The sequence below is a fragment of the Mesorhizobium sp. LSJC280B00 genome, from assembly GCF_000502835.1.
GTDB lineage: Bacteria > Pseudomonadota > Alphaproteobacteria > Rhizobiales > Rhizobiaceae > Mesorhizobium.
In genome coordinates, this window is the sequence record NZ_AYVL01000005.1 from 273,887 (window position 1) to 294,052 (window position 20,166).

Here is a 20,166-nt window from a genome sequence, read left to right on the forward strand (position 1 = left end):
ATGCCGCGGCGGACCATGATCGAGGCGATCCGCGACGCCATGGACGTGTCGATGGCGCGCGACGAGCGCGTCATCGTGTTCGGCGAGGATGTCGGCTTCTTCGGCGGCGTCTTCCGCTGCACCCAGGGCCTGCAGGCGAAATACGGCAAGAGCCGCTGCTTCGATGCGCCGATCAGCGAATCCGGCATTGTCGGCGCGGCTATCGGCATGGCCGCCTACGGGCTGAAGCCTTGCGTCGAGGTGCAGTTTGCCGACTATGTTTATCCGGCCTACGATCAGATCGTCTCGGAAGCGGCGCGGCTGCGCTACCGGTCGAACGGTGATTTCACCTGCCCGATCGTGGTCAGGATGCCGACCGGCGGCGGCATTTTTGGTGGCCAGACCCACAGCCAGAGCCCGGAGGCGCTGTTCACCCACGTCTCCGGCCTGAAAGTCGTGGTGCCCTCGAACCCGCATGACGCCAAGGGCCTTTTGATCGCGTCGATAGAGGATCCGGACCCGGTGATCTTCCTGGAACCGAAGCGGCTTTATAATGGCCCTTTCGACGGTCATCACGAGCGGCCGGTAACGCCATGGTCGAAACATGAGCTCGGCGAAGTCGCCGACGGCCATTACACGGTGCCGCTCGGCAAGGCGGTGATCCGACGGCCGGGTGCGGCAGTCACCGTGCTTGCCTATGGCACGATGGTCTATGTCGCCCAGGCGGCAGCCGAGGAGACCGGCATCGATGCCGAGATCATAGATCTGAGGACACTGCTGCCGCTCGATCTCGAGACGATCGTCGCCTCGGTCAACAAGACGGGGCGCTGCGTCATCGTGCACGAGGCGACGCTGACATCGGGGTTCGGCGCCGAACTTTCGGCGCTGGTTCAGGAGAGCTGCTTCTACCATCTGGAAGCGCCGGTGGCGCGGGTCACCGGCTGGGACACGCCCTATCCGCATGCGCAGGAGTGGGACTATTTTCCTGGTCCTGCCCGGCTAGGCCGCGCGCTCGTCGAAACGGTGGAAGCCTGAAGGGGGAACGATGGGCGAATATGTCATCAAGCTGCCCGATGTCGGCGAAGGCGTAGCCGAGGCCGAGCTCGTCGAATGGCAGGTCAAGGTCGGCGATCTCGTGCGCGAGGATGCCGTGCTGGCCGCTGTCATGACCGACAAGGCGACGGTCGAAATTCCTTCGCCCGTCGATGGCGAAATCGTCTGGTTGGGCGCCGAGATCGGCGACACGGTGGCGATCGGCTCGCCGATTGTCAGGTTGAAGGTGGCGGGCGAGGGCAATGTCAGGGATGCTGCGTCGCAGGCCACTGAGGCGGGCGCCAAGAATACCCCCACCGAGCGCAGTACCCCCACCCCTAACCCCTCCCCACAAGGGGGAGGGGGACGTGCCGCAACCTCCAAGGCCGAACCCGAGACCGCTCCACGATCATCTGAAAAAACACCAACGCATAAGGGACTAAGTGCGGCGGGTGGCGAATCCCCCTCTCCCTTGTGGGGAGGGGTTAGGGGTGGGGGTACTGCCGCCGGTGGGGGTACTGCGCGGACCTCCGGCGCGCCGCGTCCGGAGGGCGAAAAGCCACTGGCCTCACCGGCCGTCCGCTTGAGGGCGAAAGAGGCCGGCATCGACCTTCGGCAGGTCCCGGGAACCGGCCCGGCCGGCCGCATCCAGCATGAGGACATCGAGGCTTTCCTGGCGCGCGGACCTCTGCTCGCCAAGGTTTCCGGCCTTGCCCGCAACGAGGCGGTCGAGGACATCAAGATAGTCGGGCTCAGGCGAAAGATCGCCGAGAAGATGACGCTGGCCAAGTCGCGCATCCCGCATATCACCTATGTCGAGGAGATCGACGTCACCGCGCTCGAGGATTTGCGCGCCGCGCTCAACAAGGAGAAGCGGCCGGGCGGGAACAGGCCGAAGCTGACGCTGCTGCCGTTCTTGATGCGGGCGATGGTCAAGGCAATCGCCGACCAGCCCAATGTCAACGCACTGTTCGACGACGAAGCCGGCATCGTCCACCAGCATGGCGGCGTCCATATCGGCATCGCCGCGCAGACGGCTTCCGGGCTGATGGTGCCCGTGGTCAAGCACGCCGAGGCGCGCGACATCTGGGACTGTGCAGCCGAGGTTGTCAGGCTGGCCGAGGCAGCAAAATCCGGCACGGCGACGCGCGACGAACTCTCGGGATCGACCATCACCATCACTTCGCTGGGCGCCATGGGCGGCGTGGCGACGACGCCGGTGATCAATCATCCGGAAGTGGCGATCGTCGGCGTCAACAAGATGATGGTGCGGCCGGTATGGGACGGTACCCAGTTCATCCCGCGCAAGATGATGAACCTGTCCTCCAGCTTCGACCACCGCGTCATCGACGGCTGGGACGCGGCGGTGTTCATCCAGCGGATAAAGACGCTGCTGGAAACGCCGGCGCTGATTTTTGTGGATTGATGAGATGAACAGAGGATCGCAGGGGCGCGAGATGAGAGCAGTAGCGATCCTTCGCGCCCCCCTCTGCCCTACCGGGCATCTCCCCCTCAAGGGGGGAGATCGGCCGTCATCCCGCCTTTCGCCAATCTCCAGCTTTGCAGGACTAAGCCGAACGCGAAAGCTGCCAATCTCCCCCCTTGAGGGGGAGATGTCCGGCAGGACAGAGGGGGGTGCTGCCCCGCCGGCTCGTCGAACTAAGGTGCAATGATGAAGGAAATCTCCTGCAAGCTGCTGGTCATCGGCGCCGGTCCGGGCGGCTATGTCTGTGCCATCCGCGCCGGGCAGCTTGGCATCGACACAGTGATCGTCGAGGCAGGCAAACCGGGCGGCACTTGCCTCAATGTCGGCTGCATCCCGTCAAAGGCGCTGATCCATGCAGCCGAAGAGTTCGAAAAGCTCTCGCACATGGCCGGCGGCAAAAGTCCACTCGGCATAACGGTCGCGGCACCGTCGCTTGATCTCGCGGCGACCATTGCCTGGAAAGACGGCATCGTTAGCCGGCTGAACAACGGCGTCGCCGGCCTGCTGAAGAAAGCTGGCGTGAAGACGGTGCATGGCTGGGCGACATTTCGCGACGGCAAGACCGTTGCCGTCGAGACCGAGATCGGCATGCAGGTGATCCGAGCCGAAACTGTGGTGATAGCGACCGGCTCGGCGCCGGTAGATCTGCCATCGCTGCCGTTCGGCGGGCCGGTCATTTCGTCGACCGAGGCGCTGGCGCTGAGCGAAGTTCCGGAGAGGCTGGCGGTGGTCGGCGGCGGCTATATCGGGCTGGAACTCGGCATCGCCTTTGCCAAGCTGGGCGCCAAGGTGACCGTAGTCGAGGCGTTGCCGCGCGTGCTGGCGCAATATGATGCGGAACTGACCCGGCCGGTGGTGAAGCGGCTGGCCGAACTCGGCATCGAGGTGCTCGTGAACGCCAAGGCCAAGGGGCTGTCCACTAAGCGCGACGCGCTGCTGGTCGAGACGAATGGCGGCAAGAACGGCAAGATTGCCGGCGACATGGTGCTGGTCACGGTCGGTCGCAAGCCGGTGACCGAAGGCTGGGGGTTGGAGCAGATCGACCTCGACATGGCCGGATCCTTCATCCGCATCGACGACCAGTGCCGCAGCTCGATGCGTGGTATCTTTGCCATTGGCGACGTCACCGGCGAGCCGATGCTGGCGCACCGGGCCATGGCGCAAGGCGAAATGGTCGCCGAGATCGTCGCCGGCCACAAGCGCAGCTGGGACAGACGAGCGATCCCGGCTGTCTGTTTCACCGATCCGGAGCTGGTCACCGCAGGCCTGTCGCCGGAGGAGGCCAAGACCCGTGGCGAGATCAAGGTCGGACTGTTTCCCTTCATCGCCAATGGCCGGGCGATGACGAAGTTGGGCGAGGACGGATTCGTCCGGGTAGTGGCGCGGGCGGACAACCATCTGGTGCTTGGCATTCAAGCCGTCGGCCAGGGCGTGTCGGAGCTGTCCACTGCGTTTGGGCTGGCGCTGGAGATGGGTGCGACGCTGGAGGATATCGCCGGGACGATCCATGCCCATCCGACACAGGGCGAGGGTTTTCCGGAAGCGGCGCTGAAGGCGCTGGGGCGGGCGGTGCATGTCTGAGGGCTCGCGCTCTCCCCCCTTGAGGGGGAGATGGCCGGCAGGCCAGAGGGGGTCGGTTCGACTGGATGCGACCTCCCTTGCGACAGATGGAGGTTGGCGCTCTACGCGAGGCGACCCCCTCTGTCGCCTTCGGCGACATCTCCCCCTCGAGGGGGGAGATTACGCAGCTCACCCTGCAAGCCGGCTAACCATTTCGTGCTGCGCATAGGCGCGGCCGAAGCGGTTGGCTAGGAAGGCGTCGAGGGCGATGTCCTCCTGCTTGATGAAGCCCCTGGCCGGCAAGCTGCCGTCGGCCAGCATGTCGAGCACCGCGCAGATGGCGGAGGCGGTGGTGATCTGGATGGCGCTGCGCACCGTTTCGCCGACGCGCTTGGCGTAGATCTTGTTGGCGTAGGTCTCTTGCAGCAGGCGGCCGTTCTTGCGGCCGCTGACGGTGACGAAGACGATGACCACGTCCTGCAGCGTCGCCGGCAGGGCGCTTTCGAAAATGTCCTTCAGCACGTCGCGGCGGTGGCGCAGGCCGAGGTCGTTGAGCAGCGCCTTCATGATCGCGGCATGGCCGGGATAGCGGATGGTGCGGTAGTTCAGCGTCCGCACTCTGCCTTTCAGCGTTTCGGCCAGCGTGCCCAGCCCGCCCGAGGTGTTGAACGCCTCGTAGGTGACGCCGTCGAGCGAGAATTCTTCACGCTCCTCCAGCGGCGGCACTTCGACAAGCTCGCCTTCGACGATCGCCTCGCACGGCTCGCAATATTCGTTGATGACGCCGTCGGTGCTCCAGGTCAGATTGTAGTTCAGCGCATTCGACGGGTATTGCGGCAGCGCGCCGACCCGCATGCGCACGCTTTCCAGCGTGTCGAAGCGGCTGGCGAGATCGTTGGCAACGATCGAGATGAAGCCCGGCGCCAGCCCGCATTGCGGAATGAAGGCGCTGTTGCCGGAACGCGCCAGTTCCTTGACGCGCCTGGTGCTGACGACGTCCTCGGTCAGATCGAGATAATGCACGCCGGCACTGGCCGCCGCCTCGGCGATGCGCGTGGTCAGATGGAAGGGCGCGGCGCTGAGCACCGCGAACTTGCCGGCCAAGGCGGCTTCGAGCGTGCCGGCGGCTTCGATATCGAGTTCCAGCGTCTCGACCGTTTCAGACAGTTCGGCCGCGCCGAGCTGCGCCGCCGAGCGGTCGATGAGCGTGACATGGTAGTCGCCCGTGGAAGCCAGCATCTCGGCAATGGTCGAGCCGATCTTGCCGGCGCCGACGACGATGATTTCCTTCATGACCGGTCCCTCGCACCAATGCTAAATTCACGGTTAGAATCGCAGCTTGCCTGTCGAAAGGAAGCGTGAGATTGTACGAAACGCAGCCTCTCTTTGGGCAATGTGCCGGTAAGGTTCGTCGAAATGCTCAGCGATGCCGACCAGGCTCTGCTTTCCCTGCTGCGCACCAATGCGCGCGCCTCGACCGCCGAACTGGCGCGGCGGCTCGGCGTCTCACGAACAACGGTGCAAAGCCGGATCGAGCGGCTGGAACAGCGCGGCATCATCGCCGGCTACGGGGTCAGGCTGTTGCCGGATTACGAGCAGGGGCTGGTCAGGGCGCATGTCCTGCTCACCGTCACCCCCAAGCTTGCCGACAAGGTGGTGCGCAGCCTGCAGGCGCTGGCACCGGTTCGCACGCTGCACTCGGTCAGCGGCAATTTCGATATGATCGTCATCGTCGAGGCGCCGTCGATCAGGGATCTCGACACGCTTCTCGACCAGATCGGCGCCATGGACGGAGTCGAGCGCACGTCGTCGTCGATCATCCTGTCGACGCGGATCGACCGCTGAGCCGGCTGGTGTCGCGGGTCCAGACGCTGTCGGGACAGCGCCCCCCTCTCTGCCCTGCCGGGCATCTCCCCCTCCAGGGGGAGATTGGATGTCACCGCGGCTTTCGCCAATCTCCAAGGTGGCTGAATGGATGCTATCGGCGAAGCTGCCGATCTCCCCACTAGAGGGGGAGATGCCAAGTGATCGCAAAGAGGGCAGGACAGAGGGGGTCGCGAAGGATCACCAAGGGCGGTGATCGTTGTGGCGTTACCGCAGCAAAGCGATATAGGCTTTCAAAATGTGGATCGATGGCGTGCAGCCGCCCCCTATCTCTCGCAGCACCGCGCGTTCACCCAAAGAACCTAGACAGGAGGCCTCCTTGCCCAAGCAGTGTTTTGGAAAATCCCATGTGCCGTTGTCGCCGGCGGTCAGGGCCGGCGATTTCGTCTATGTCTCAGGCCAGGTGCCGGTCGGCACAGACGGGCTGGTGGTCAAGGGCGGCATCGCCGAACAGACCGAGCAGGTGCTGTCGAACGTCAAGGCGGCACTGGCGCTGGCCGGCTGTACCCTCGACGACGTAGTCAAGACGACGGTCTGGCTCGAAGACGCCCGCGATTTCGGCATTTTCAACACCGTCTATGCCAGGCATTTCCCGAAAGACCCGCCGGCGCGCACGACAGTGGAGTCGCGGCTGATGATCGACATCAAGATCGAGGTCGAGGCCGTTGCCTACAGGCCGGCCTGACGGGAAAGTGGAGACAGGCGCGATGCAATTCGATCTCCTGATAAAAGGCGGCCGCCTCATCGATCCGGCGTCCGGCCTCGACGCGCAGAGCGATCTGGCGATTGCCGACGGCCGTATCGCCGCGATCGACACCGAAATCCCCTTCGAACGTGCCGCCCGCGTCATCGATGCCACGGGCTCCATCGTCGCGCCGGGCCTGATCGACCTGCACAGCCATGTCTATTGGGGCGGCACGTCGCTCGGCGTCGATGCCGACCGGCTCGCCGCAAAGAGCGGCACCACCACCTTCATCGATGCCGGAAGTGCCGGCGCCGGCAATTTCCTCGGCTTTCGCCGCCACGTCATCGAGCGCTCGAAAGTCCGCATCCTGGCCTATGTCAACATTTCCTTTGCCGGCATATTCGGCTTCTCGCAGACCGTGGCGGTCGGCGAGTGTAGCGATCTCCGGCTCTGCGAACCGCGCGAGACGGTAGCGGCGGCTCGCGAGCACGCGGACGTGGTTGTCGGCGTCAAGGTCCGCTCGGGTCGCCATGCCGGCGGCACCAGCGGCATCGCGCCGGTCGATCTCGCGCTCGAAGCCGCCGACAAAGCCGGCCTGCCGCTGATGGCGCACATAGACGAGCCGCCGCCGGGCCGCTCGGAAGTGCTGCCGCGGCTGCGCAAGGGCGACATCCTCACCCACTGCTTCCGGCCGTTTCCCAACGCGCCGGTCTTCGCCTCGGGGGCGGTGCGGCCAGATATGCGGCTGGCGCGCGAGCGCGGCGTCATCTTCGACATCGGCCACGGCATGGGCTCGTTCGATTTCGAAGTGGCGAAAGCGATGCTCAGCGAGGGGCTGGCGCCGGACGTGATCAGCAGCGACGTGCATCTCTACTGCGTCGACGGGCCGGCCTTCGACATCCTGGTCTGCATGTCGAAGCTGCTGGCGCTCGGCATGCCGCTGGTCGAGGTGCTGCGCGCCGCCACGCAGCGCCCTGCCGAAGCGATCGCCAGGCCCGATCTCGGCAGGCTTGCGGTGGGTGCGGTCGGCGACATCGCGGTGTTGCGGCTGCGTCCGGGCCGCTTCACCTTTGTCGATTCGGTCGGCGCCTCGCTGGTCGCCGAGCAAAGGCTGGTCTCGGACGGAATCGTGGTCGGCGGCAGCTGGTGGCCGAACGAGGCGGTGGACGATCTCGGCGAGACCGAACGCTTCGAAGCGCATGCGCACGACACTCATGTCGATGTGGCGAGCCGGCATTTCGGGCGTGGGTGATCTCCCCCCTTGAGGGGGAGATGTCGCCGAAGGCGACAGAGGGGGTCGGTTCGACCGGGCTCGTCTTCCTGCAACGGATGGAGGTTGGCGCTCGACGCGCGGCGCCCCCCTCTGGCCTGCCGGCCATCTCCCCCTCAAGGGGGGAGATCGGCCGTCACCGCCCCGGCGCTCCATAGACCGGCGTCGCAATGCCTTCCATGCGCGCCTTGATCTGCAGCGCGACGTACTTCGAATAGAAGCGCGACAGCGCCAGATTGCCGCCGTGGAACCACAGCGCTTCCTGTGCCGTCGGCTTCCACATGTTGCGCAATTCGCCTTGCCACGGACCCGGGTCGCCTTTCACGCCCGAGCCAATCCCCCAGCACGGGCCGACCTTGTCGGCGACTTCGCGCGAGACGATCGCCGCCACGGTTTCGTTCATCGAGAGATAGCCGGTGCAGGCGATGATTGCGTCGGCCGCCAGTTCGGTGCCGTCGTCGAAGAGGATGCCTGTCTGCGTCAGCGACTTGATCCCGACGCCACTGCGGATGCCGATCTCGCCGTCGATGATCAGGTCGCAAGCGCCGACATCGATGTAGAAGCCCGAGCCGGTGCGGTAGGCCTTCATCAGGAGCCCGGTCTCGTCGTCGCCGAAATCGATGGCGAAGCCGGCGCCGCGCAAGCGATCGTAGAAGGCCGCGTCGCGCGCCTTGATGATGTCGTAAAGCGCCCGCTGGCCTTGCGGCAGCAGCGCGAACGGCGTCGAGGCGACGATCATGTCCGCTTTCTCGGTGGTGATGCCGCGGGCCAGCGCCTTTTCCGAAAAGATCTCGAAACCGATCTCCATCAGCGTGTCCGACTTGACCACCGTCGTCGGCGAGCGCTGGACCATGGTCACCTCGGCGCCGCTCTCCCAGAGGTCGACGCTGACGTCATGGCCGGAACTTGCCGCGCCGATGACGGCGACCTTCTTGCCGCGGAATTTTTCGCCGCTGGAATACTGGCTGGAATGCAGGATTTCGCCGTCGAAGACCTCGGCGCCCGGCAGGTCGATGCGCCTGGGCGGGCCATAAGCACCGGTTGCAAAGACGATGTGCTTCGGCTTTAGCGTGATGCGCTCGCCGGCGCGGTCGAGCTCGACCGTCCAGACCTTTTCGGTCTCGTCATAGGACGCGCTGACGCATGTCGTGGAGGTCCAGTAGTTGAGCTCCATGACGCGCGTATACATCTCCAGCCAGTCGCCCATCTTGTCCTTGGGCGTGAACACCGGCCAGTTCTCGGGAAACGGGATGTAGGGCAGATGGTCGTACCAGACCGGGTCGTGCAGCACGAGCGAGCGGTAGCGATTGCGCCAGGAATCGCCGGCCTGGGTGTTCTTCTCGATGACGATGGCCGGCACGCCCAATTGCCTGAGCCGCGCCCCCAGCATGATGCCGCCCTGGCCGCCGCCGATAACCAGGCAGTAGGGCTGTTGGCTAACGCCGAGGTCACGCGCCTCGCGGCGCCTCGCCTCCAGCCAGGTTTCGCGTTCCGGGTCTGCCTTGTGGCGGACACCCAGCGGCCGCGCCGGGCCCTTGCGCTCCTCCAACCCCTTGAGATCGCTCATCGCCGTAAACAGCGTCCGGCATTTGCCGTCCCTGAGGCGCATGACGCCTTGACCCCACGCCGATGACGTCTCGAAGCTGAACCAGGCTTCGATCATGCCCTCGTCCGAAGTCGCTTCGCCGCTGAGCTGCCATCGGGCAGGCTTTGTCGTTGCCAGCGTCGCCGCCAGCATGTCGCGGATCGCGGCGCGGCCTTCCATCGTCTTGATGTTCCAGGTGAAGGTCAAGAGATCGCGCCAGTAGCAGTCCTCGACGAACAGGTTGATTGCGGCCTCGACGTCGCCGGCCTCGAGTGCTCGCGCAAAAGAACCAAGCCAGGTGGCCGCCTGTTTCGTCGGTGCGATGTCGAGCATCTGTCTTCCCTAACTTCCAGTGACGTTTGCGCTGCCCTCATTCTTACCCTTTCCGGGTTCTTTGCGGGAGAGGGTGAGGGCAGCGCAAACAGTCCGGAAGCTAAGGGGCCAACGTAGGCCGAAGCGATCGCCGCTGCCGTCAGGCCCGCGCGCGGGCCTGATCCGAACCGCTATCCAGCCATGCAAGATCGTCCGGCGAAAGTGAAATGTCGAGCGCCTGGAGGCTGTCTTCCAATTCGTCGAGCGTGCGCGGCCCGATCAGCGGGACGGACGGAAAGGGCTGCGCCAGGACATAGGCGAGCGCGACGTGGATCGGGCTTTTGCCCAGCCGTCTGGCGAGCTCGATGGCGCGGTCGCGACGGCCGAAATTCCTCTCCGAATACCAGACCCGGACCAGCTCCTCATTGTCGCGCCGGTCGCGGCCGGCGCGGTCGGTGAAGAAGCCGCGGCCTTGGCTCGACCAGGCGAAATTCGGCATCTGCCGGGCGGCGAGCCAGGCCTTCCATTCGTCGCTGGAGGAGGTGACGCAGCCTGCCCAGATCGGCTCCAGCATTTCGGCCAGCGAGAAATTGTTGGAAAGCGCACCGGGCTTCTGCTTGCCGGTGCGCTCGGCATAGGCAATCGCCTCATCCATGCGTTCCATCGTCCAGTTCGAGCCGCCGAACGGACCGCGAATGCGGCCGGCCTTGACCTCGCGGTCCATCGCATCGACGAACTCGTCGACCGGCACATCCGGATTGTCGCGGTGCATGAAATAGACGTCGATATGGTCGGTCTGCAGCCGTTCGAGCGACTGGGTAAGCTGTTTGCCGATGACGTCGGGATAGCAGAGCGGCGAGTGCGCGCCCTTGCCGATGACCACCGACTGCTCGCGCACGCCGCGGTTCTTCAGCCACTGGCCGAGCAGCGTCTCGGTATAGCCGGAACCGTAGACGAAGGCGGTGTCGAACAGATTGCCGCCGGCCTCGAAATAGGCATCGAGCAGGATGGCGCCCGACGAAAAGGTGCGGAAATCCTCGAAGCCGAGCGCCAGGCACGAGGCCGGCCGCGGCAGGCCCGGAATGCTGCGCTTGGGGATGGCGGTTCCGCCGGAGCGCAGCTTCCGTCCGGAGATCGTGTTGACGCGCTTTGCCGGTTTCTCGATGTCGTATTCGAGCCCGATTGCGGCCCGCCATTTGTCGAGCACGCGCAGATTGCCGAGACTGTCGGCCCAGCCCATGCCGGGCCAGGCGAACTCCTGCTTTCCGCCGAGAATGGCCTCGCCGGCGGCGTCGACCTCAAATGCGTACAGCCAGCCGTCCTCCGTGACCTCGACCACCTCGGTGTCACCCGGACGGATGATGCGGATTTCGCCGGTGCCGCCTTGCTGGCCGCCGGCATACCAGAAATCCGCCACCTCGATGCGGCCTTTGCTGCCGACAATACGCAAGACATTGTCCTGAGCGAGCGAGATGCTGCAGGACACTTCCGCGACGATGCCGCCCGGAAAATGCAACAGCGCCGACGCCCATTCGTCGACGCCGGATTGGCCGAGATGCGCAGCGCCGACGACTTTGTCCGGCTCGGCGAAGGGCTTTCCCGCCGCGGCGCCGGCAATCAGCCGCGCCATCGAGACGGGATAACCGCCGACATCGAGAATGCCGCCGCCGGCGAGATCCTTGGCGTAGAGACGGTGCTCCGGCATGAAGCCCGGCATGGCGAAGCCGAAGCTGGATTTGATCATCTTGATGTCGCAGATCGCGCCGGCCCTGATCAGCTCGACCAACTTGGCCGTCTGCGGATGCAGCCGGTACATGAAGGCTTCGCCGAGAAAGGTGCCGGCCTTGCGCGCGGCATGGATCATGGCGTCGGCTTCGAATGCGGTCAGGCCAAGCGGCTTTTCGCAAAGCACGTGCTTTCCGGCCTCGGCCGCCTTGATCGCCCATTCGGCATGGCTCGGATGCGGCGTCGAAATATAGATCGCGTCGACATCCGGATCGCCAACCAAAGCCTCGTAGCCGTCCAGGATGCGAGCGCCGGGGAAAGCCTCGGTGAGCCCCGCCTTGCCGGGATTGCGCGCCCCTAAGGCGACCAATGTGCCGGTGCGCGAATGGGCGACGCCCCCGGCAAAAGCCTTGGCGATGTTGCCGGGCCCGAGAATGCCCCAGCGAACTTTTTCTGGTTTGGACGTCATGTCAAATCTCCGTGGGGTGGCCGCGAGCAATCGCGATCGGACAAAAGAAAGATGGGTTAGCGAATGCGTGCGCCGGTGGCGTCGAAGAGAAGCGAGCGGTCGGCTTTGATCGACACCACCAGGTCGTCGCCGTTCGCGCGATGCCGCGAGGCCTCGCGCTCGATGATCAGTTCCTCGCGTCCGCCCCCGGTACCGGAATTGGCATAGACATAGCTCACCGATCCCAAGTGCTCGGCGACGTCGGCCTTGAGGGTAAGGTCGCAGTCGCCCTGGCCGGCGTCGAAGAAATGCTCCGGCCGCACGCCAAGCACGACATCGCCGCCTGTTGCAGGCAAGGCATCCGAAAGCGGCTTGCGCAGTCGCGCGCCGCGATGATTGACCAGTTCGACGACCGCCGCACCGTTGTCGGCCCCGACCATTTTTGCCGCCAGGAAGTTCATTTTCGGCGAGCCGACGAAGCCGGCAACGAAGCGGTTGGCGGGGTCGTCGTAGAGATCGAGCGGCGCGCCGATCTGCTCGATATTGCCGGCGTTGAGCACGACGATCCTGTCGGCCAGCGTCATCGCCTCGGTCTGGTCGTGCGTCACATAGACCATGGTAACGCCGAGTTCCTTATGAAGGCGCGATATCTCGACGCGCATCTGCACCCGGAGCTCGGCATCGAGATTGCTGAGCGGTTCGTCGAACAGGAACACTTGCGGCTCACGCACGATGGCGCGGCCGATGGCGACGCGCTGGCGCTGGCCGCCCGACAATTGCCGCGGCCGCCGCTTCATCAGCTCGGCGATGCGCAGGATTTCGGAAGCCCGCTTCACCCGCCGCTCGGTATCTGCCTTGGGGTTGCCGGTCATTCTCAGGCCGAAGCTCAGATTCTGCTCGACCGTCATGTGCGGATAGAGCGCGTAGGACTGGAACACCATGGCGATGCCGCGATCGGCCGCCTCGACGTCGTTCACCACCTTGCCGCCAATGGCGATCTCGCCGTCGCTGATGTCCTCGAGCCCGGCGATCATCCGGAGCAGCGTGGACTTGCCGCAGCCGGAAGGGCCGACGAAGACGACGAATTCGCCGTCATCGATGTCGATATTGGCGCCGTGGACGATCTCGAAGACGCCGAAGCGCTTGATGACGTTTTTGAGTGTGACTGCCGCCATGCTGATCCTTACTTGATGGCGCCGGCGGCGATGCCGGCAACGAAATGGCGCTGCAGAAGCACGAACACGACGAGCATTGGCGCCGTCAGCATCACCGCGCCCGCCATGATGCCGCCCCAGGACACCTTGGTGAGACCGATCAGCGTGCCGAGCGCCACGGGCGCGGTCATTGCGCCCGGCTTGGAATTGATCAGCAGCGGCCAGAGATAGTTGTTCCAGGAGGCAAGGAAGAGGATGATGGCGAGCGCCGCCAGCATCGGCCGCGCCAGAGGCAGTGCGACGAACAGGAATATCCGCCATTCCTTGACGCCCTCGACCTTGGCGGCGTCGAACAGCTCGTGCGGCATCATCGAAAAACTCTGCCGCATGAAGAGCACGCCCAGCGAATTGAACAGCGGCGGCACGATCAGCGCTACCCAAGTGTTGGCGAGCTTGAAGTCGCGCGCCACCATGATGAATTGCGGGATCAGCACGACCGCATAGGGCAGCGTGATGGTGCCGAAGATGATGGCGACGACCATGCCCTTGCCGAAGAAGTTGTAACGCGCCAGCGCCCAGCCGGCCATCGAGGTCAGCATCACCGACAGGAAGGTATAGGTCACCGCCACCGAGACGGAGATGCCGATGGCACCGATGAAATTGGTGCCGCGCTGCAGATTGCTGACATTGTCGAGGAAATTGCCATGCGGCAAAAGCTCGATGTCGGGGCTGAAGATGCCGTTGTCGGGCATCGTCGAAAAAACCACCATCATCCACAGCGGAAACAGCCAGACCAGCGCCAGCGGCGTCAGGAACAGATGCAGCGCGATGCTGCGTCCCAATCTGGCCTGGGAACGGCTGACTCTTGAGTGCGAGGTCATTTCGGTTCCCTCGTCAGCCATATCTGCACCAGCGAAATGGCAATCGCCAGCCCGGCCATGGTGTAGGCGACGGCCGAAGCGTAGCCGAAATTGAGCGACCGGAAGCCCTGGCGGTAAAGCAGCAGCCCGAGCGTTTCGGTGCCGCCGCCCGGCCCGCCGCGCTCGGTGATCAGGAAGGGCTCGGTGAACAGCTGCATGGTGCCGATGATCGACAGCACGGCGCAGAACACGATGATCGGCTTGAGCAGCGGCAGCGTGATGTAGAAGAACTGTTTGACCTTGCTGACCCGGTCCAGGGTCGCCGCCTCGTAGACATCCTCGGGAATCGACTGCAGGCCGGCGAGCAGGATGATGGCGTTGTAGCCGGCCCAGCGCCACGTCACCGCCATCATGATCACCGCCATCGCCGGGGTGACGTTGGTAAACCAGTCGACACTGGGCAGGCCGATGCCGTTCAGCAATTTGTTGATGATGCCGTAGTCGAGATTGAACATCAGCCGGAAAACCGCCGAATAGGCGACCTCGCCGACCACGACCGGCGCGAAGAAGGCAAAGCGGAACAGGCCACGGGCCTTGAGCAGTGGCGAATTCAAAAGCACCGCCATCACAATCGCCAGGGAAATCATCACCGGCACCTGGATGACAAGGATCAGCAATGTGTTCTTCAAGGCATTGAAGAAGGCCGGATCGCCGATCAACCGGCCCCAGTTGAAGGTCGGCGCGAAGCGCCACGGCACAGTGCGCGTCGCCTGGAACGAGATCAGGAAGGAATCGATGATCGGCCACAGCCAGAAGATCGAAAAAATCAGCAGATACGGCGCGAGGAAGCGATACGCCGTGGCGTTCTGGTAGCGCATCGTTTTCCTCCTTTCTGCTTTCAAGTTCTTGCCTTCTCCCCTTGTGGGAGAAGGTGGATCGGCGCGTAGCGCCGAGACGGTTGAGGGGTGATGGCCGGAGTGCCGCCGGCGCCAAGCTGGAGCACCCCTCATCCGTCGCCTTCGGCGATACCTTCTCCAACAAGGGGAGAAGGAGCCGCGCGCTCGGAGCCGCCTCGTCTAGATCACGACTTGACCGGCAGGCCGGTCGCCGCGGCGATCTGGCTTGCGGCATCGTCGAGAGCTGCCTTGGCGTCGGGATAGCCGCCGGCCAGATATTTGGTCTGCACCGCGCGGATGATGATTTCGGCGTCGCTCTGGAACGGCGTGCCGCGGCTGGGGACGACCTTGGGCAAGGTGCCGAGGATGTCCTTCCACACGGCCTGGCCACCCCAATAGGGCAGGCCTTCGGAGACATAAGGGTCGTTGAGCGCCGAGATCAGCGACGGCACCAGGCCGAAGCCTTTCAGCATGGTGATCTGGCCCTCATTCGTCGCAAGCGTGTATTTCAGATAGGCGTAGGCGGCTTCCTTGTTCTTAGACACCGAGGTGATGGCGAGCGAGGAGCCGCCGAGATTGGCGGCGCGCGGACCGTCGGCGGTCAGGCTCGGCATCAGATAGACGCCCCATTTGCCTGCCCCATCGGGCGATTCGGTGCGCACGGTGCCTTCATACCAGCCGCCATACATCTGCGTGGCGACCTTGCCGGCGGTATTGTTGGTGATCTTGGTGCTCCAGTCGGCAGAGGAAATGATGCCGGCGTCCTTCATCTCCTTGATCTTGGTCATGGCATCGACGCATTTGGGCTGGTTGACCGTGATCGATTGCCCGTCGGCGGAGAAGTAGGCGCAACCCTGCTCGTTGGAGATCATGCGGAAGAATTCGGAATCGCCGTTGAAATCGGCGTTGGTCATCGTGACGCCGGGATTGGCGGCCTGGATTTTCTTGGCGGCGGCGATGAAATCGTCCCAGGTCTTGATCGAGGACGGATCGACGCCAGCCTTCTCGTAGAAGTCGCGGCGGTAGAACATCGCCACTGGACCGGAATCCCAGGGCATCGCATAGGCCTTGTCGTCAACCTCGAGCTCGGTACGCTTGAAGTCGGGGAATTTTGCCTGGTCTTCCGCGGTGTAGCCGAGCGTATGCAGGTCGACGAAGCAATCCGGGAACTGGCTCCAGTAGTTTTCGGCTTCGCCGTTCTCAATCGTAACGATGTCAGGCAGCCCCTCGCCGCCGGCGGCACAGCCGGCGATCGATTTGTCGTAGGTCGGCTGGTTGCCAAGGTCCTCGACCGTCACCTTGATGTCGGGATACTGCTTGTTGAAGCCCGCTATGGTCGCCTTCAGCGACGAAGCGGCGATATTCCAGCTCCAGATCGTGATTTCACCGGACTGCGCAAAGGCCGGGCTGGAGCCCAAGGCAAGCGCGAGCGCGGCGCAGGTCAATTTTATGCGCATTGAAATCCTCCCATTTCAGTTGCTCTCTGTTTGCGAGCGTGGCTAGACTAGGCCTCGGGAAAGCCTTGTCCGCGACAAAGGGAATAAGAAATGAGCGGAAAGTAAGATGCCGGAAAGGCCGTTTTACCAGCCTGGCGCCAGCAGCGTGGAGGGCCTGCCGCTGCTGCTGCAGATGTTCCACACCCAGCCCCTGGTGATGCTCAAGCCGCATTGGCACGCCCAGGTCGAGGTGAATTTCATCGTGCGTGGCGCCGTGCATTACCGCATGGACGGGCACGGGCTTTCGCTTTCTGCGGGCGACATGTGCCTGTTCTGGGGCGGCCTGCCGCACCAGATGGACGAAGCCTCCGACGATGCCATCTATGCCGGCGCGCATTTGCCGCTGGTGCATTTCTTCCGGCTGCATTTGCCCGTCGAGGTCCGCAACAGACTGATGACCGGGGCGACGCTGGTGACCGACGCCACCGACCGTTCGGACGACCACAATTTCGAGCGCTGGAACCGCTATGCCCGCTCCGGCGACCCGGTCAAGGCCGAGCATGCCGTCAACGAGCTGTTGCTGCGGCTGGAGCGGGTGCGCTTCGAGCCTTACCGGCTGGTGCCCGAAACCCCGGTCGAACAGGAGATAGGCAGTCCCTTCGATCAGCAATCGCTGCGCAATGTCGGGCGCATGTGCGACTTCATCGCCGAGAATTTCCTCTACGAGATCGATTGCGTCGACATCGCCGCGGCGGCCGATATCCATCCCAAATACGCCATGAGCATCTTCAAGAAATCGACCGGCATGACGCTCAATGAATATGTGAATTTGCTGCGCCTCAGCTACGCGCAGGCGCTGCTGATGCATCAGGATGCCAATGTGCTGCGCGTCGCCATGGAATCGGGCTTCGGCTCGCTCAGTGCCTTCAACAAGTCGTTCCGCAAGCTTTCCGGCATGTCGCCGTCGGATTTCCGCAGGGGCGTGGCCGGCGCCAGATAACGGCTGGATTCAGCCGATAATATCCAGGCGCCTCGGCAGGCGGTTCATCGGCGACGGCCCGTTGGCGGTGATCAGGAACTGGTCCTCGAGATTGAAGCTGGCGAGACCGTCGATGTAGAGCGGGATCTCGAATGCCAGCACCATGCCGGCCTCGATCACGACATTGCTGTCGGCCGAGATGAACGGCCATTGCTCGGAAAACACGGAATGGCCGACGCCGTGGCCGAAATGGCCGCGGCGATAGGAACGCAGGCCCTGGCGCGCCAGGCTTTCGCTGGCGGCGCGATGCACGGCGGCTAACGGCTTTCCGGGCATAAGCGCGGCAAGCCCGTCGGCGAAGGCGCGTTCGGCTATCGCATGCAATTCGGCCTGTTCGGGCGACGGCGGCCCGAAGGTGAAATTCCGCGACATATCCGAGGCATAGCCGTTCACGCTGCACACCATGTCGGCCTTCAGCGGATCGCCGGCGGCGGCGACGGCGTCGGCGCCTTTCGGGCGAGCGCCCAGCGTGACGTATTCCGCCGTCGAGATTTGCTGCGACGACCCGGCGGCTGCATCCGCGACGCCTTGCCGGTAAAGCGCGACCAGCTCAGACTGACGCATGCCGTTTGTCGCATGCTGCTGCAGCCGCGACAGGCCGGCTTCCGACAGGGCGATGCCCTGCTGCAGAAGGTCGATCTCGCTCTGCGATTTGATTGCCCGCAGCCTGTCGAGAACCGGTGAGCCGTTGACCAGGGCAGTGCCCGGCAACATCGCCTGCATCGCGGAAAAATCGCTGGCCGAGACGAAATCCAGCTCGATGCCGAGCGTCGCACGCTCCAGCCCGAATTCTGCGAGGATCGTTTTCAGCTCGCGGACGGAGCGGGCAAGCTCAAAGGTCGCCGGACGTGAAAAACCGGGAGCGCGGCCAACCAGGCCGGCCTCGATGCGCTGCGCAACAGGCCGGTCGGCCGTCGCCGGCTCGAGCGACGCCGATTCGATCCAGATCGCATGCGTGCGCAGCACGGCGCCGGCCATCGCCGCCCGGAGCCGGGCAGCCTGGAAATCCGCCACCACGACGCCGATCGGCAGGTCGCCTCGCTTGGGAATAACGACGAAACCGGCGCCGGCCCGCCGGAACAGGCCGGCCGGGCCGATCCAGGCACCGGTGGCATATTGGAACGCCTCGGGCTCGCAAAGCACCAGCGCCTCGATGCCGGCGCGCTGCATCAGGTCAGTTGCGCGCTCGCGGTCGACAAAGCCGGTCATGGGATCTCCTCGAATGCACTCGAATCCGACGCCGATGCGGCGGCGTTTGGCCTTAGCGTAGCTTCAGTGCCGCCGTGGAGCAGCTTTTTTCTGGAAGCGCTGTTCACCTTGAGAGTTCGTCGTCGGGAAACGAAAAAAGCCGCGGCGAACCACGGCTTTCAACGCGACAAGTGGTCTGTTTCGAATGCTTACTCGGTTTCGTCAGAGGTGTCGTCGGCAGTGTCTGCCGCGTCTTTCGCGGCCTTCCTATCCAGCGCTGCCTGCAAGGCCAGCGTTGCCTGCGGTGAGGCCGGTGTCGTGGCAACGACCGCCATTGCATGAGCAACGCCGGTCGTCGACTTGTCCTTGGCCGCGGCGGAAGTGGCGGCTCCGTGTCCCTGCGAGCCGGCCCCGGCCGAGTTTCCGCCGTTACCGTTGCTGCCGCCATTGCCGTTGCCATTGCCATTGCCGCCGGGAGCAGCGAGTACCGGAGATGCGACAAGGGTGAGAGCGGCTACAGTCGCGAATAGACAGGTGCGCGTTTTCATAGTTCCTCCTTCGAGTCGCCCTCCCGCCAGGATGGGTTTCAGATGAAAAACGTCAGGACTTTCGAATCCGAAAGTCGGCTGTTACCTAGCTTTGTTCAAATACAGTATTCTACAAGACGGACCTTGGTCCGAAATCGATACGCAAAAGTCCTGGATTTTATCGACAGCGTACTTCGGACGACCGCAGCGGCGGGATTTTTGCTGCCGGCAGATCCGGCGCCGCTACAGCGCAGTGTGCGTCGGCTGACATCAGGCTAGGGTCGAGGAAACCTAGCTGCTCGGCCATCGGTGAGATCATTCAAGGCGATTGAGGAACATTCCACATTTCGTGAAGTTGGGAGCGCAGGCGCGCTTTTGAGGTGCCAAAATGTTTGATGCCGGCGGGCTTTTGGGAGGAAGCCATGATCCGCGTCACGCCTGCATTTCGTGTTTCGCGCCGCCGCGCGTTGCAGTTTGGCCTGGGAGCAACGCTCGCTTCGGCCACCGGCCTTGCCCCGGTTTCCCGGGCCTATGCGCAGGATGAGGTCAAAGACGAAGACATTTTTTCCGGTTCGCCCTCAATCTCGAATATATGGAAGCCGAATATTACCTGCGCGGCACAACCGGAAAGGGATCGAAGACTCGGATGCCGGTCCGAAGGCCGGCGCTGTCGTTGGCGGCAAACAGGTCAGCTTTGACACGCCTGCAATCGGCGAGTTCATGCGCCCATGGCGTCCAAAAAGCTAGTGAGTTCAATTGGCTCGCCCGAAAAGAGTCGAACTCCTGACCCCTAGATTCTGGTCTGAGAAGTCAAGATCTAGGCGGTTCGAACGTGTCCCCTACTCCGTCAACGCTCCGGCTTCCCACCGCCAAGGCACATCATGGTTTAGGAGCTTGGCTTAGACGCTCGGAGTGAAGTACCCAGCCCATACCTTATTCCATTCTGGAGTTTCCACGTTTTTCGCAGCGGTCAAGGCCGCCGAGAATCCGAGATGGTCAATACCAGTGAAATGATGCAGGTTCTTCTGGACCACGTGGCAAGCAGGCCGCTGAGCAGACGTAGCTTCCTGGTTTCAGCATATGGACCCTCTTTGTAATAC

General features: G+C 63.8%; 16 protein-coding genes and 1 pseudogene. 8 read left to right on the plus strand and 9 right to left on the minus strand.

Annotated elements, in window-relative coordinates:
- From X773_RS50150 to lpdA, 3 genes are all read left to right on the plus strand, one after another.
- Positions 1-1,014 (plus strand): alpha-ketoacid dehydrogenase subunit beta, encoded by a 1,014-nt coding sequence (locus X773_RS50150; RefSeq protein ID WP_023675935.1) that lies wholly within the window; start codon positions 1-3, stop codon positions 1,012-1,014.
- Positions 1,015-1,024: 10 nt separating this feature from the next.
- Positions 1,025-2,437: a dihydrolipoamide acetyltransferase family protein gene (locus X773_RS50155; protein WP_023675936.1), complete on the plus strand. Its 1,413-nt coding sequence runs from the start codon at positions 1,025-1,027 to the stop codon at positions 2,435-2,437.
- A gap of 246 nt (positions 2,438-2,683) precedes the next feature.
- The gene (gene lpdA, locus X773_RS50160; RefSeq protein ID WP_023675937.1) at positions 2,684-4,078 is read left to right on the plus strand and encodes a dihydrolipoyl dehydrogenase; all 1,395 of its coding nucleotides are present in this window, start codon (positions 2,684-2,686) and stop codon (positions 4,076-4,078) included.
- Between the two features lie 168 nt (positions 4,079-4,246).
- On the opposite strand, the gene X773_RS50165 is transcribed toward lpdA, so the two are convergent.
- Positions 4,247-5,350 (minus strand): saccharopine dehydrogenase family protein, encoded by a 1,104-nt coding sequence (locus X773_RS50165; RefSeq protein ID WP_023675938.1) that lies wholly within the window; start codon positions 5,348-5,350, stop codon positions 4,247-4,249.
- Positions 5,351-5,473: 123 nt separating this feature from the next.
- Here X773_RS50165 and X773_RS50170 point away from each other — a divergent pair, with 123 nt between their 5' ends.
- From X773_RS50170 to X773_RS50180, 3 genes are all read left to right on the plus strand, one after another.
- Positions 5,474-5,902 carry an Lrp/AsnC family transcriptional regulator gene (locus tag X773_RS50170; RefSeq protein WP_023675939.1) on the plus strand — a complete coding sequence of 143 codons (429 nt, stop codon included), beginning with the start codon at positions 5,474-5,476 and terminating at the stop codon, positions 5,900-5,902.
- A gap of 358 nt (positions 5,903-6,260) precedes the next feature.
- Positions 6,261-6,626, plus strand: a complete 366-nt coding sequence (locus X773_RS50175; protein ID WP_023675940.1) for a RidA family protein — start codon at positions 6,261-6,263, stop codon at positions 6,624-6,626.
- 22 nt (positions 6,627-6,648) lie between these two features.
- Entirely contained in the window at positions 6,649-7,878 is a 1,230-nt protein-coding gene (locus X773_RS50180) for an amidohydrolase/deacetylase family metallohydrolase (protein ID WP_023675941.1), read from the plus strand.
- A 154-nt stretch (positions 7,879-8,032) separates the two neighbouring features.
- On the opposite strand, the gene X773_RS50185 is transcribed toward X773_RS50180, so the two are convergent.
- The 6 genes from X773_RS50185 to X773_RS50210 form a co-directional block, all read right to left on the minus strand.
- Positions 8,033-9,814 (minus strand): NAD(P)/FAD-dependent oxidoreductase, encoded by a 1,782-nt coding sequence (locus X773_RS50185; RefSeq protein ID WP_023675942.1) that lies wholly within the window; start codon positions 9,812-9,814, stop codon positions 8,033-8,035.
- 139 nt (positions 9,815-9,953) lie between these two features.
- Complete coding sequence (locus X773_RS50190) at positions 9,954-11,987, minus strand: aldo/keto reductase (protein WP_023675943.1); 2,034 nt, start codon at positions 11,985-11,987, stop codon at positions 9,954-9,956.
- A gap of 56 nt (positions 11,988-12,043) precedes the next feature.
- Complete coding sequence (ugpC, locus tag X773_RS50195; RefSeq protein WP_023675944.1) at positions 12,044-13,141, minus strand: sn-glycerol-3-phosphate ABC transporter ATP-binding protein UgpC; 1,098 nt, start codon at positions 13,139-13,141, stop codon at positions 12,044-12,046.
- A gap of 8 nt (positions 13,142-13,149) precedes the next feature.
- Positions 13,150-14,001: a carbohydrate ABC transporter permease gene (locus X773_RS50200; protein WP_023675945.1), complete on the minus strand. Its 852-nt coding sequence runs from the start codon at positions 13,999-14,001 to the stop codon at positions 13,150-13,152.
- Positions 13,998-14,858: a sugar ABC transporter permease gene (locus X773_RS50205; protein WP_023675946.1), complete on the minus strand. Its 861-nt coding sequence runs from the start codon at positions 14,856-14,858 to the stop codon at positions 13,998-14,000. Before X773_RS50205 ends, X773_RS50200 begins: the two co-directional genes overlap by 4 nt.
- A gap of 203 nt (positions 14,859-15,061) precedes the next feature.
- The gene (locus tag X773_RS50210) at positions 15,062-16,333 is read right to left on the minus strand and encodes an extracellular solute-binding protein (RefSeq protein ID WP_023675947.1); all 1,272 of its coding nucleotides are present in this window, start codon (positions 16,331-16,333) and stop codon (positions 15,062-15,064) included.
- 106 nt (positions 16,334-16,439) lie between these two features.
- Here X773_RS50210 and X773_RS50215 point away from each other — a divergent pair, with 106 nt between their 5' ends.
- The gene (locus X773_RS50215) at positions 16,440-17,312 is read left to right on the plus strand and encodes a helix-turn-helix domain-containing protein (RefSeq protein ID WP_023675948.1); all 873 of its coding nucleotides are present in this window, start codon (positions 16,440-16,442) and stop codon (positions 17,310-17,312) included.
- Positions 17,313-17,321: 9 nt separating this feature from the next.
- Here the strand turns inward: X773_RS50215 and X773_RS50220 are convergent, their stop codons facing one another.
- Entirely contained in the window at positions 17,322-18,560 is a 1,239-nt protein-coding gene (locus X773_RS50220; protein WP_023675949.1) for a Xaa-Pro peptidase family protein, read from the minus strand.
- Between the two features lie 188 nt (positions 18,561-18,748).
- Positions 18,749-19,087 carry a hypothetical protein gene (locus X773_RS0137590; RefSeq protein WP_023675950.1) on the minus strand — a complete coding sequence of 113 codons (339 nt, stop codon included), beginning with the start codon at positions 19,085-19,087 and terminating at the stop codon, positions 18,749-18,751.
- Between the two features lie 401 nt (positions 19,088-19,488).
- On the opposite strand from X773_RS0137590, the pseudogene X773_RS74375 reads away from it, so the two are divergent.
- Positions 19,489-19,792, plus strand: a pseudogene (locus tag X773_RS74375) (ferritin-like domain-containing protein); the annotation flags it as partial.
- Positions 19,793-20,166 lie beyond the last annotated feature (374 nt).

Coding starts and splice junctions, on each gene's coding strand:
- X773_RS50150 (WP_023675935.1), top strand. CDS start 1: ATGCCGCGGCGGACCATGATCGAGGCGATCCGCGACGCCATGGACGTG.
- ugpC (WP_023675944.1), bottom strand. CDS start 13,141: ATGGCGGCAGTCACACTCAAAAACGTCATCAAGCGCTTCGGCGTCTTC.
- X773_RS50185 (WP_023675942.1), bottom strand. CDS start 9,814: ATGCTCGACATCGCACCGACGAAACAGGCGGCCACCTGGCTTGGTTCT.
- X773_RS50180 (WP_023675941.1), top strand. CDS start 6,649: ATGCAATTCGATCTCCTGATAAAAGGCGGCCGCCTCATCGATCCGGCG.
- X773_RS50190 (WP_023675943.1), bottom strand. CDS start 11,987: ATGACGTCCAAACCAGAAAAAGTTCGCTGGGGCATTCTCGGGCCCGGC.
- X773_RS50155 (WP_023675936.1), top strand. CDS start 1,025: ATGGGCGAATATGTCATCAAGCTGCCCGATGTCGGCGAAGGCGTAGCC.
- X773_RS50200 (WP_023675945.1), bottom strand. CDS start 14,001: ATGACCTCGCACTCAAGAGTCAGCCGTTCCCAGGCCAGATTGGGACGC.
- X773_RS50165 (WP_023675938.1), bottom strand. CDS start 5,350: ATGAAGGAAATCATCGTCGTCGGCGCCGGCAAGATCGGCTCGACCATT.
- lpdA (WP_023675937.1), top strand. CDS start 2,684: ATGAAGGAAATCTCCTGCAAGCTGCTGGTCATCGGCGCCGGTCCGGGC.
- X773_RS50170 (WP_023675939.1), top strand. CDS start 5,474: ATGCTCAGCGATGCCGACCAGGCTCTGCTTTCCCTGCTGCGCACCAAT.
- X773_RS50220 (WP_023675949.1), bottom strand. CDS start 18,560: ATGACCGGCTTTGTCGACCGCGAGCGCGCAACTGACCTGATGCAGCGC.
- X773_RS50205 (WP_023675946.1), bottom strand. CDS start 14,858: ATGCGCTACCAGAACGCCACGGCGTATCGCTTCCTCGCGCCGTATCTG.
- X773_RS50215 (WP_023675948.1), top strand. CDS start 16,440: ATGCCGGAAAGGCCGTTTTACCAGCCTGGCGCCAGCAGCGTGGAGGGC.
- X773_RS0137590 (WP_023675950.1), bottom strand. CDS start 19,087: ATGAAAACGCGCACCTGTCTATTCGCGACTGTAGCCGCTCTCACCCTT.
- X773_RS50210 (WP_023675947.1), bottom strand. CDS start 16,333: ATGCGCATAAAATTGACCTGCGCCGCGCTCGCGCTTGCCTTGGGCTCC.